Genomic DNA, 12,491 nt, shown 5'->3' with positions numbered 1-12,491 from the left:
TCAGTGCATTGAAGCATTTGCATAGATCTTATGAGGATTGTGCTTTGGCCTGTAGGGTATACCTTGGCCGCAGGTAGGCGAGATGCCCCGCTAAAGATGATTATCAGAACCTTGTAATTTCAAAACTGTAAAGCCCATAAATCTTCTATCAGAGGGCACCATTTTGAAAACAGCAATCCAGAAATTGATAACAGGACAGTCAGATATAGTGGTTGGTAACACTACAGTACATGATCACTCCCTATCCAGCCTATACAGCCTATACTCTTATAGTCATACCCCAGTATATAAGCCTACCCATACTAAGAGTCCTACTCCGGAGTACACGCTATACAGCAGGGAGCAGTTTAATACCGGAGAAGTAGACTGTCGGGATGAAATAGCTGGTTATCTATCAAAAGAGGTATTTGATAGTCTTAGTATTGAAGCAAAAAAACGCCTGCCTAAGGACCTGTTTATAGTGACCAAGGATGCAGGAAACCAGCCTGTAAAACGGTTCGGTAGACGTAAAATTTGGTCTGTGATTGAACGAGTGTTTAGTGATCCTAAGCATCATTGCAAGCTATTCATCGACTTCCTAGAGATTACAATTGACCTTAACACTAAACAGTCAGATAGGCTTATCCAGTTATTCGGAGAGTGGAGTGGTAGTTCTACTAGCGTAAAGTCGCGTAAGATCAAGAATCCAAAGGGGGTAGGCTATCGCAAAAAGTTTATTATTAAGGACTCCCAAGGAAGTTGTATCACTATATTTTACAAGCCTTATCGTCCGGGAGAAAGAAATGCGACCAAGCGAAAAAGTGGTAATTACACTAGGTTGATTAAACTTGCTTTTAATCCTAGTAAGGTGAATGTATATCAACTTCAAAGTGCTATATCCTTGTTTAAGCAAGCCTGTCGTCGGCAATTTAAATCTCTCATTCTGGAAGCGGCTATTACAAGGCTAGATGTCACGGTAGACATTAAAGGAATTCAACCAATCGACTTTATCTCCCGCAAAAAAGGTTGCAGCATTTCGGCAAGGTATTGTGCTGAGGATGGTCAAGTATTAACAATTAGTGAGGGTGCGGGTGGGTGTAATCGGCTCAGTATATACGATAAGAGTGAGCAATTAGCTAAGTTAGCTGAAAAGAAAGGAGATCTCAAAAAAGCAAAGAAACTAAGGTCAAAGCCAAATATTACAAGGGTGGAAGTTACGGTTAGGCCGCATAGGAGTAAAAGATTAAAGGGCCTAAAAATCAATAGCATTCATAAATTGCAGGGGCCTTTTGAGGATATAGAAATCTATGATGAGGAAAAGCTGCGTAATGATCCGAAAACATCAAAGATAGTAAAGGCAGCAAAAAGCTATGGATTAAACTCCCTGATGAAACGTTTAAGCCGAGCGGGTGTTAATCAACTCAAGCGTCATCTAGCAAAGTCACTAATAAATGTAGAGCATGAGGAGCTGTGGTTGATGCAATACCGTGAATTGAGAAAGGTGAGGGCGCTTTTACTGGGTAGTAAAAGCACCTGAAACACTAAGATTAGGCCCGTTTATTATATGCTAGTAGCCTTTCATTGATACTCTCGCGAACTTCATCAAGGTATTGAAGGGTGTTTTCTAGGAGACTGTAGTCGTATTCCTTTAGAAGGTAATCAAGTGCTTCCTTGGTACCAGATGCATTTCTGGAACGCTGTTCGATTAAGTGATTCAACCAAAGGGATTTAGGTTTCACTTGTTTTTTTAACTCATCCACAGAGGGAGCATCAGGAAAGCTATCAGAATCAAACGTTTCAAATTCTATGGGGCCTTCTTCTGGGCGATCTGGCTGACGAATTAAATCGAGTCGACTAAGCTCTTCCTGACATTTCTGGCTTCTTGCGGCTTGTCGAGATAACTTTTGCTTATGTTGCTCAGTTAAAACGTCTGTGGCTTTGCTGAAAGCTGCAAGCTTTTTTGACTTAGAGCACAGGAAGTTAAAGGTATTAGGATGATTACTTTCTAAATAAGAGGCTAGTAGGTCTACATGAAACCCTGAATTTTTGGATCTGTAGTCGAGAAAGACTTTCCTTAAGTTATCTTCTCCAAAAGTCACTCTTATTGCGTGACAGTGATCTAAAAAGTCGTTGTTTTTGATCTGACCTATTAATTCGTCAGACCGGAATAAACATGCTTCAGTTATTGCTCGGTTTACATACTTGTAGGATTCAGACCTAGAGATATTGAACATTTCCTTGCAGAATTCGCAGAAGTTAAGGCCATGTTGCTTGTAGACCTTATTCTTTTTAATTTGGTATATCACCTTCAATTTGAAGTTTTCACTTTCCTCAATAAGCTCCTTGATACACTTTAGGTCTTGCTTGGTAAATGGCCTACGATCACTTATCTTTTTAAGCACGGAAGAACGAAGTTGCTTCACGGTTAATTTAGCTTGTTGAGCGTTGACTTGAACAGTTGATTTTGGATACTTTGGCATAGGTTTACTCCGATATTTTGTTTAACCAAGTGATTTGGAGTAACCATTATTGCTAAAGGCTTTTGGAGAACCATCTCCTCTATTTTGACTTTTTTTGTAGTGATCAATAGTAGCTATACCCATTGTTATTAAAGGGTTTTTGGTATTTGGGTAGTTAGATTTGTTATTCTGGTTAGCAAAATAAATTAGGTTAGCTTGGCTAGAGCCTTTGTGTATAAGGGCTTTGAGCGTTAGAGGGAGCGCTTCTTAGAAGGAACAAAAATCCATGAATGAGCAAACTTTTTTAGGTTCCGAGCAATATCCTTTAAGGTTAACGCCTCATGGAGGATCGAGTAGCTCTGGAAAGTTATTAAGGACAGCTGGAGATTTCTCGACGCAAAGAAAAAACTTGGATGAGCAATTTGTAGACTTGCCACATGAAAAAGGAAGACTTTTAAACTTCTATAAGGTAAACCACCTGTTGCCTTACGCGTTTACCAAGAATGTCATATCCAACCCGTACCTAACAGCATTAGAGACTAAGCTTGCACTATATCTAAACGATTTTTTCCTAGAAAACCCCGAAGGTGGCTTTTTTATCCTCGAAACCAAATACACCACTGAAAACATAGGTTCATATGTTGGTCAGGATAACCTCTTCTACTATGGTACTCCAAATGATAGTCAGCCGTTTTATGACCTGCACTTTGCTGTTGAACTTCAATCTGTTGCCGAAGAGTTGAATATAGAATACCGTGCAGATGAAATTCGTAATGCCCTTATTTGCCTACATAACTTTTCCTATATCACTGTAACTGAAGTATGTTGGGCTAACGCTCAAGTCAGAGGTGCGAGAAGTGTCGAAGTGAGTCAAAAAAACGCTGAAAAATATGGTTTAGTTATTCAAATGTATCCCAAAATGGATGAGGTGGATATCAGCCAATATTGGAAGACGAAGCCTTTTAAAACATAGGGTATCTAGAATGTCTCGATTCGAGACTTTTTAGTATTTCCTGTTGGTAGTTTTAAAAGTTGCTCAGAGCTTTAAGTGATTGATAAATTGTATTGGACAATCAGGGACTCTTCATCGGCCAATTTTTAGCTTTTTTAGGATAACCACTTAGTTATGTGATTCACTGAGCAGCGCTTCAATCTCTCGGTGGTGGTGAATCACATAAGTTGTGTTGGTGATGTCAAAGTTATTTGGTGAGCTGTCAGTAGCTCTTGGCTATTAATCACGACTAATGCTAAATTGACTTTACTTCTCTATATCCTCAAACTTACCATTAGTTGTAGGGTCTTCGTATAGCATCCCTATATTCAAGTTTAAAACTTTCTTCAACCTTTTAAACCACTCGATATCATCTTCATTAGGTGCTTTTCCACCAGAGACAATTAATAACCTATCAGCATGTTTATTAGCCGCGGGGTGTAATTGATAGCGAAGAAGCTGACCGAGAGCTTGCTCAATATTTTCTCTCACAGAATTTGTATATTTTAATTCTGCAATTGTGTTGTAACCATCAAGTCTGTATGCCACATCTCTACGAAATGGGCCATCACTATCCTGACTAGTAGCATCAATATTGTGCTCGGTTTTTAGCCAGTTAATAAACCTTCTTTCCATGGCTGCTTCGTTTAACAAAATGTTTTGGAAAGTATCAACTTTGCGCTGAATGATTTGTGCTTGCTCACCATCATCTATTGAAGTCTTTATACTGGTTGGTTTTACAAAGTCAGTAAACTCAAACTTGTTTAAAATAATATCTGTAACTAACAGTAACCGAATGATAGCTTCATCATTAAAATTGCTGGTGATGTTTATACCTTCGTCCTCTAGATTGAAATTTAGGTAAGTTTTATGTTCACTCTCTAACTCTTTTGCAAAACTAGTAACATGTTCGATGGGGTCAAGCGGGACAAACCTGAGTCTTATGTTCTCAGTTTTCTGGGGGGTAATTGAAATTCTTCCGCTAGATCCATTTCCACCTAAAACCGCCTTAACGGGTGAATCCTTTCTCCAACTTACATGTTGTCCCAAATAAAACTTTAAAAGGTGGTGTAAAACTTTTTGTGATGGAGCTATGTGCTTTGGATTTTCTTTAAACCATAGACTGGCTTTTTCTGAAGAGTTTTCTTGCATTTTATACCTTCCAGTTTCCTCATGAGCGGTGATTATTATAGGGGCGCACTAAAAAGTGACCCAGATAAATTCATGTTTTTGATTACTCACATAAATAGAGTTTGATTGGTAACAGTTGTTTTTTGCTAAAAGCTCAGTTTCATCGGCACTTAATATAACAATGATGAGACCTAGCCGAGTTTTTAATGCTCTGTCTGTATTGGTGAAATAAGGCGATGATAATTCACTAGCCTATGACCTCCCACAAAGTCCACTTAGAGCATGTGACAGTAGCCAGTCGGTTTTTAGAATTTCTGTAATCACTTTCTTTATTTAAGCAACCGCCTCTTACTTTCCCACCACCCTTCAGTGCCACGCCTCGCGTGCCATTAGGGTTTGAAACTTCTCTATCCCCTGTCCAATATTCACATGTGCAGCAAACTTTCCGGCTACGCCCAATAATGGAATTAGCTTCAAGTTTTTTGGTGGAAGGACGTTTAGGCCGTTTGCTAGATTTTGTGTTGGTTCCTGTAATCGAGGCGCCTTTTCTGTTTTTGGTGGATGACCGCTGAGTCCGCATTCTAGGATTTGAATCACTAGAGCTTTCGCTGCTCCCTACGATAGTGTCTAATAAATATACCAAGGCACTCCCAAAGGTTGCCAAGGACTTCGAAGTCACGTTAATGACATCAGTGACCTTTTGAACCTTCGCCCCCTTCGCTCTGGTGATATCTTTATTAAGCTTCTGCTCCATGACTTCAAAAGAAGGGATTCGGAATTTGAATGCTGTAGCAACTTTTTGGATAAAATCATACTCAGATTTATCAAGATGTTTATCGAGAAATGCGGCTTTAAATAGTGCTTTTAATGTTACTTCATTCCGCTTTCTATCAGTTAATTGGGAGCATAAAGCCAAAAGTGTTTCATCCGATAATTCCCTGGCTGGACTTGATCCTGCTGAGAGACCTGCATCAAAAGCGATAGAGCCTTCTTCAGTGTGGTATGTTGCGTAAAATAGATCATCGAACCAGTCTAGCTCTTCCGACGATACGAAACCGTCAGCGAGCCAAACTCGGCCGATTAACGCGTAACGAATATATATTTCTTGGAACCTTTTGTTGTCGGCATAATCAGGAAAGTATGTAGCCCAGTAATTTCTATATAATTCAGGTTCACTTTGTGAGTTCATAGAGGCGGCTCTTAATGTGTGGACTCTTCTTTATGATAATCATATACATGAGAAATTAACAATAACTGCATCTTAACTTTGTGTTTGATCATTACTTAATGGCTTTATACACCGTAGCCCTAGCACAGCCTAGAGCTTTTGCTATCTGCATTTTATTCATGCCTTCAGAGTACATCTGCCTTATGCGCTCGTGCAGTTCCTTGTTAATTCCTTTGCCTTTGTACTTACCATTAGCTTTAGCAATGGCTATGCCTTCATGCTGGCGCTCAAGTATCATTGAACGCTCGAATTGGTAGATTGCGCCTAATAGCGTCAGCATCAAGTCTTGAGCTGGGTTATTGGTGCCTGCAAAATCAAGGTGTTCCTTATAGAACTTCAAACTAATACCTTGCTCGGTAAATAGACGAACCAACCGCAGAAGATCTTCGGTGTTACGTGCCATGCGGCTTATGTCATGGCAATGAACCACATCACCCTCACGAGCATATTCAATTAACTGCTTGAGAGCTGGCCTGTTAGTATCTTTGCCGCTGCACTTGTCAATGAAGGTCCTATCAAGCTTAACGTCGATTAATTGGCGAGTTGTGTTTTGATCAACTGAGCTAACACGAATGTATCCGATTTGTTTAGTCATAGTAGAAGTGCCTGTTTTAAGTCTATGACGTTGATGATATCTGGCTACTATAAAATCCAACAGGGCTTAAAACAGACAGTCTTAGGCAAGAAACTGAACGGCTATTTTGAGTACACTTAAAATGAACACTGATGATCTAACCAGTAAAATTTCTCTATCCATTTTTGACGACTGATTATGATTTTGTACTTGTTGCTTACGGCTTAGCTGAAGTTAAACAAAGCCGTAATTTTCGAGTGTACTTAAACTATGCGGTTTAGACTTTGTATCAATGATTAAGTTAAATAATTTGCTCATCTATAAATTTCCATAAGTAAAGTGCAAGATATGACCTGTATGGTTTTGCAAGAGAGGGATCAATGTTGATTCCCCTGTGCTGCAAACGCTCAAGGGCTCTCTTGATAGTTCCATCTGAATACGGAAAAACGTCTTCATTCGCGTAGTGAAATATGGCTAACATCGAAGCGGTCCAGGATGAGATCCCCCATATGGTTGACACTTGCTCATATAGCTCTTGATAGTCTAGGTGTTGCCAGTTATTAAACTTTGCAGGGTCGGTTTTGTATAGTTTGAAGAAATTAGTAATAGCCTGAGCTTTCCTTTGTGACACACCAGCCTCCCTAAGCTCAGAAATGGTGATTTCATGTAAATCCTTTTTAGATTTATCAAGCCCACTTTGTACCCTTGAGTAAATTGTTTCGGCCGCCTTCCTAGAGAGCATCTGCCCAACAATAATCTTTGTAACTGCTGTTATCGTATTGAATTCACTTGGTATGATAGCTTCCACTGACGAACATTCTTCGGTAAGCTCTATGAGGTTAGGGTATTGCTTTTGAATATACCTTTTAATGTGTTCAGTCATTTACAGGAAGCCTCACGTGAACGGAAATCAGTCTTACTTTTCAACTATATCAAATCCTCACTCTATTATTACAGCTATTGAATCTGGTGTTACCTTTCCTGAGTTTTTGGGACCCAGAATGCAAAACTATGAGAATGAAATTGGATTATTCAGGGAGCTAGTTCTAGCTAGTCACTCTAGTGCTCAATTGCTTGACCGAATCCGAACTCCTAGAGCATTTAATGCCGATGTCAGAATGTCACTTTTAAAATTGTTTAGGCGCTGTGTAAGTACTGTGTGTGATACCGAAGCTACAAAAAAAATTATGAAGATACCTACACAGGTTTTTGTTGATAATTACGGATCAACATTCAAGGATATTGGTCTTCTACAGAGTCAGTTCGCTAATCTTTCTTATGAGCATGCACTTTCTCTAGCTGCTCTGCTGGGTGAATACGATAGTCGAGGTGAGCAAGGTTATATACTTACCGATAATTTTTTTGACTGGGTAGAGACGAACTTTGGTGGTGCAATTGCAATAGAAGGCCCGAGAGGTGCAGGAAAAGATATACAACTATCAAGTGTATTTCCTCAGTTTGTTGGGGATTACCCTTGTGATTTTGTCTTGCGATGTAGTGAGTCTGGAAGGGTCTTAGCTGTTGGATTTGCAAGGTATGACAGTACGAGAGGTGGCTCCCAGTCAGATGATCGTACGGGTGGTAATAGTGATAAAGTAGCTAAAGCCGTTGCATTCTGTGAGCAGTCAGGTGAAGCATTTAAACTAATATTCTTGTCGGATGGTCCAGGTCTGACGCACAATGATACATGGCAAGAAGCCTGTTATCTTGATGGGCAGTGGGGTGATCAAGTTCGCGTGACTACTTTATTAACAGCCCCACATCGATTAACTTTAGATTGGTTGTACAGCTGAGGTTAGCCAGTTAAATAAAGACGAGAGAGCACTCTCGTCTGTACACTTTGTTATATCGAATTGAGTTCTTCAATTTCCTCTTGATGAGCCCTCAATACATCTCGGTCAACAATGAAGTTACTTGTGTAGATATGTGGTGCTTCTGATGGTTTTGGGTGTGTAGCTTTCTCAGTGTTCACATAGTCCCCCATCTTTTGCAGGCCGTGTCTCATTCTGGTTAGAGTGGCTTTAATTGCAGTGAAAGATTGATCAATGCCTATCCACTTCCTACCTAGCTCTTCAGCGGCTTGAAGCGTTGTTCCTGAACCACAGAAGGGGTCCAAAACTATATCATTCGGATTTGAAGAAGCCTCAACAATCATCTTTAACATATCCAAATTTTTTTCTGTCGGATAACCAGTTATCATTTTACTTTGATGATGTGCATCCCGGTACAAATCCCATAAGTCGGTGATAGGTACTTGTTTGTCTTTAGGTAAATAGACCTTACGTCTTGGATTCCCAGTCTTCGACCAGTGTATCTCTCCATTGGCATCAAGTTCATCTAATTTAGAGGGTTTATACTGCCAATGTTTACCTGGAGGGGGCATCATGCCTTTCCATTCCTTACCCGTCTCACCATTCCTCGTTCCAGGTGCATGAATAGGCACTAATTTGTATCGACCTTTTGAATCGACTTTATTATATTCCTTTTCAATCCAGTCTTTAGGAGCTGGAACTCCAGGTTGGTTGAAAATCCACTTTTTTGATTTGCTATAGAACAAAACATAATCATGCAGGTTAGGGTATTGCTTTTTGGTTGAGTTTTTGGAACTACACTTTCTGCGGCTGATTACGTTTCTAAAGTTCTCAATACCAAATACTTCATCCATGATGACCTTAAGATGAAACAACATTTGATGTCCAATATGAACATAAATGGTCCCGTCTTCCGCAAGTAACTCCCTCATTAAGATTAGTCTTCTGCGCATCATTTCTACCCATGAAGCGGTTCCTAAAATATCTTGATATGCATGTTCTAGCTTCCTTGAATGGAACTCCATTCCGGTTCCATAGGGAGGATCGAGGTATATTAGCCTCACCTTACCTTTGTAGTCTTCAAGCAACCTCTTTAAGCCAAAAAAATTGTCAGCTAATACAAGAGAGTTGAGAGGAACCGCTTCAATGCCTTCAGCATTACCATCTTGGGTGAGCTGAACGTAATCATGCTCAACACACTGCAATACTTCTGCTTCAGATACTTTGTTAGGGTAACTTAGTACAATTTGATCGTTGCAACTTGGCAATGGGAAGGGCTCCGTTTTAACCGAACCTGCGAGTAAAGCATCTTCGCTGTGCTGCTCATTTTTATTAATCCCAGTAGCCATTCTTCTTCTCTAAACTGTTTTTATATACAGTATTATGTTAGACGTAGTTGCTATTGTAAAGGATTGCGCCGATAGATTGAAACTAGGTGAGTTACTTAGCGCAGATCAAATTTGAAGTTGCAGTGCTATAAGTTTATTTAACCGTTAAGTTGGATATCTATTAATCATATAAGCTGTCTCAAAAATTTTATTAACCGATTGATCTTTCAAACAGTTTTCTAAAATTTCATACATCTTCATTGAAATCCGTGTATCAGTGGTACATGGTTTGGTACACACCACTAAAATTCCCAACCACTTGAAACCATATGAGTTGCAGTCATTCCAGATTGTGATTGGGCGATTCAGTTAACTTACAGGCTGACTCACATATTTCCTTGGCCGCCTGAATCTCAGGCGGTTTTGGAAACCCTCAAAGACGACCATCACGCACTTCATTGGTATGGCGTATCACTAGCGATATCGAACTCAACGAAATATTTAGGCGCGACTACTTACCTTACGTCCTATAGCCACTAGACTTATAAAACAGTCTCTTCCACTTAATATTGTTGGTTGACCATTATGGCAACAATTACATTTTTTGGTGCAGCTCAAGAAGTTACAGGGTCTTGCCACCTCGTTAATGCACCATCGCTTGGCGATGTGCTACTTGATTGTGGAATGCATCAAGGTACTCGAGCTAAAAATTTAGTCTCCAGAGAGCAATTCGCTTTCAACCCAACAGCGATTGACGCTGTGATTCTTTCTCATGCCCATTTAGACCACTCGGGCCGACTTCCTTCGCTGGTCCATGATGGTTTTGCAGGGCCAATATATTGTACTCAGGCAACGGCGCAGCTACTGCCTATCATGTTGTTTGATGCGCTTAGCTTGTATGAAAGTGATTTGCGTAGAGAAAATCGTAAGCGGGCAAGAAAAGGTAAGTCCGAACTCACAGCACAGTATTGCAAAGACGATGTTTTAAATGTGTTGGAGAGCGTCAAGCCATTTGCCTACAAGGAAAAAATACAGTTGCCCATGGGGGCAACGCTCACCTTTTTTGACGCTGGGCATATTCTCGGCTCTGCTATTGTGGAGCTAACATTTGAAGACAATGGCACATCAAAAACACTCGTTTTCTCCGGCGATCTCGGCAACAAAGACACCTTATTGATGAATGACCCTACGATGCTCGAAGAGGCCGACATTGTGCTTATGGAAGGTACCTACGGTGATCGTGAGCATAAATCACTAGGAGATACGCAAACTCAATTTAGAGATATCTTACATACTGCTTTTGAAAAGGGCGGAAATGTGATGATTCCTGCATTTGCAGTTGGGCGCACACAAGAGTTGCTGCTTTATCTAGGCAAATTACAGCTAGCGGGTGAATTGGATAATTGGCAAGTATTCTTGGATAGTCCGATGGCCATTGAAGTGACCAGTGTGTATGACCAGTGGTTGCCAACGTTAGATTGTGAAGGTGTGAAAACACTGTGCACAGGGGAACAATCACTGTTAAAAGACTTTTTATCGACCCTGCATTTGATGGTTGCAGCGGAAGACTCCATGGCGATAAATAAAATAAGTAAAGGAGCGCTCATTATTGCGGGCAGCGGCATGTGTACAGGAGGACGAATAACACATCATTTTAAACACCGTATATGGGACAGTCGTAATACGTTAATTTTCGTTGGATATCAGGCTAATGGCACATTAGGTCGAACTTTAGTCGATGGTGCTCAACACGTTAAACTTTTCGGCGATGATATTATCGTAAAAGCAGATATTGAAACTCTTGGGGGCTTCTCTGCGCATGCTGCTCAAGCAGCACTCATTGAATGGATCACTCACTTTAAAACGGCTCCTCAGGTTGTATTAGTTCACGGTGAATTAGATGCTTTAGACGCGCTGGCAAACAAGCTAGCAGTGGAACACAACATAAATGCCCATATTCCCATTTTAGGGGAAACAATTTCGTTTTAATGCCTTCGATAGCAATCTATTGCTTGGCCAAAATAGTGAGTAACAAGGTAGCTATTTACAGTGGATGCTAATTTTTAGCATCCACAATGCTAAATCCTGCCATTACTTTACACAAAAATGCACACTACACTGAGTCATCAACTATTTGGAGGTGTGTATGAACATCCTACATGTATTTAAAGCGCAACCAACCCAAGATGGGGATGGCGTGAATATTCAGCGTATTCCTGGCTTCGATGGTCGCTTTCTCGATCCGTTTTTGATGATAGATGAATTAAAGTCAGACGATCGCCAAGATTTTATCGGTGGTTTTCCTGCTCACCCTCACCGCGGTATAGAAACGTTTACCTATATTATTAAAGGTGGCTTTGAGCACCGCGACCATATGGGTAACAAAAAGGCAGTGCGCAGTGGTGATGTGCAATGGATGAGTACTGGCCGAGGTGTTATACACAGTGAAATGCCGTTGGCTGATAGCGAAGGGCTCCATGGCTTCCAAATTTGGATCAACATGGACAGCGCCGACAAAATGAATCCACCGCTTTACCAAGATTCGAGTGAGTCAGGATTGCCAGTTGAGGATAACGGTCACGGTCTTGCACTCAAAGCCTTAGCGGGAAGCTGGCAGATAGGCGATAAAACAGTGGCATCGCCATTAACGCGACTTTCAGCAAGCGCGGCGATAGCCGATGTGTCTGTTGATTCAGGCTCACAGGTAGATTTACCAGCAATGCAAAGTGAGACCGCACTATTATACATACACTCAGGTTCTCTAATTGTGCAAGGTAAGGAGTACACCAGCGGCACCTTACTTATTGTTGACCCGCGAGAGCCGATTAAAGCTCAGGCCGATGAACAAGCAGGATTTTTGATGTTAAAAGGACAGCCGTTACGACAGCCCATTGCCCATTGGGGTCCTTTTGTAATGAACACTCAAGAGCAGCTTCATCAAGCCGTTGAAGATTATCGCCAAGGCCGCTTTGGCACGATAGCATAAGGAG

Annotated in this window: 11 protein-coding genes; 5 read left to right on the top strand and 6 right to left on the bottom strand. The window is 40.8% G+C overall.

Annotated elements, in window-relative coordinates; genetic code table 11:
- Window positions 1–163: 163 nt before the first annotated feature.
- Window positions 164–1,516, top strand: a complete 1,353-nt coding sequence (locus V1358_RS15550) for a hypothetical protein (protein WP_347394134.1) — start codon at window positions 164–166, stop codon at window positions 1,514–1,516.
- 10 nt (window positions 1,517–1,526) lie between these two features.
- Here V1358_RS15550 and V1358_RS15545 read toward each other — a convergent pair whose 3' ends face one another.
- Complete coding sequence (locus V1358_RS15545) at window positions 1,527–2,459, bottom strand: hypothetical protein (protein WP_347394133.1); 933 nt, start codon at window positions 2,457–2,459, stop codon at window positions 1,527–1,529.
- Window positions 2,460–2,724: 265 nt separating this feature from the next.
- On the opposite strand from V1358_RS15545, the gene V1358_RS15540 reads away from it, so the two are divergent.
- Window positions 2,725–3,411, top strand: coding sequence for a hypothetical protein (locus tag V1358_RS15540; RefSeq protein WP_347394132.1), 687 nt, complete (start codon window positions 2,725–2,727; stop codon window positions 3,409–3,411).
- Window positions 3,412–3,696: 285 nt separating this feature from the next.
- Here V1358_RS15540 and V1358_RS15535 read toward each other — a convergent pair whose 3' ends face one another.
- The 4 genes from V1358_RS15535 to V1358_RS15520 all read right to left on the bottom strand — a co-directional run bounded on the left by V1358_RS15535 (window position 3,697) and on the right by V1358_RS15520 (window position 7,245).
- The gene (locus V1358_RS15535; protein WP_347394131.1) at window positions 3,697–4,581 is read right to left on the bottom strand and encodes a hypothetical protein; all 885 of its coding nucleotides are present in this window, start codon (window positions 4,579–4,581) and stop codon (window positions 3,697–3,699) included.
- 226 nt (window positions 4,582–4,807) lie between these two features.
- The gene (locus V1358_RS15530) at window positions 4,808–5,749 is read right to left on the bottom strand and encodes a tellurite resistance TerB family protein (RefSeq protein ID WP_347394130.1); all 942 of its coding nucleotides are present in this window, start codon (window positions 5,747–5,749) and stop codon (window positions 4,808–4,810) included.
- A gap of 91 nt (window positions 5,750–5,840) precedes the next feature.
- Window positions 5,841–6,383, bottom strand: a complete 543-nt coding sequence (locus V1358_RS15525) for a recombinase family protein (protein ID WP_347394129.1) — start codon at window positions 6,381–6,383, stop codon at window positions 5,841–5,843.
- Between the two features lie 280 nt (window positions 6,384–6,663).
- Window positions 6,664–7,245: a DNA-3-methyladenine glycosylase family protein gene (locus V1358_RS15520; RefSeq protein WP_347394128.1), complete on the bottom strand. Its 582-nt coding sequence runs from the start codon at window positions 7,243–7,245 to the stop codon at window positions 6,664–6,666.
- A gap of 16 nt (window positions 7,246–7,261) precedes the next feature.
- Here V1358_RS15520 and V1358_RS15515 point away from each other — a divergent pair, with 16 nt between their 5' ends.
- Window positions 7,262–8,155, top strand: a complete 894-nt coding sequence (locus tag V1358_RS15515) for a hypothetical protein (protein WP_347394127.1) — start codon at window positions 7,262–7,264, stop codon at window positions 8,153–8,155.
- A gap of 50 nt (window positions 8,156–8,205) precedes the next feature.
- Here the strand turns inward: V1358_RS15515 and V1358_RS15510 are convergent, their stop codons facing one another.
- Window positions 8,206–9,522 carry a site-specific DNA-methyltransferase gene (locus V1358_RS15510; protein WP_347394126.1) on the bottom strand — a complete coding sequence of 439 codons (1,317 nt, stop codon included), beginning with the start codon at window positions 9,520–9,522 and terminating at the stop codon, window positions 8,206–8,208.
- A 564-nt stretch (window positions 9,523–10,086) separates the two neighbouring features.
- Between V1358_RS15510 and V1358_RS15505 the strand changes: the two genes are divergently transcribed.
- Both V1358_RS15505 and V1358_RS15500 read left to right on the top strand, forming a co-directional pair.
- Window positions 10,087–11,490 carry an MBL fold metallo-hydrolase RNA specificity domain-containing protein gene (locus tag V1358_RS15505; RefSeq protein WP_347394125.1) on the top strand — a complete coding sequence of 468 codons (1,404 nt, stop codon included), beginning with the start codon at window positions 10,087–10,089 and terminating at the stop codon, window positions 11,488–11,490.
- Between the two features lie 157 nt (window positions 11,491–11,647).
- Window positions 11,648–12,487: a pirin family protein gene (locus tag V1358_RS15500; RefSeq protein ID WP_347394124.1), complete on the top strand. Its 840-nt coding sequence runs from the start codon at window positions 11,648–11,650 to the stop codon at window positions 12,485–12,487.
- The last annotated feature ends 4 nt before the right edge of the window (window positions 12,488–12,491 follow it).

The sequence above is a fragment of the Pseudoalteromonas pernae genome (genome assembly GCF_039831865.1).
In the GTDB taxonomy this organism is placed as follows: domain Bacteria; phylum Pseudomonadota; class Gammaproteobacteria; order Enterobacterales; family Alteromonadaceae; genus Pseudoalteromonas; species Pseudoalteromonas pernae.
This window is presented reverse-complemented; position numbering and strand designations above follow the sequence as displayed.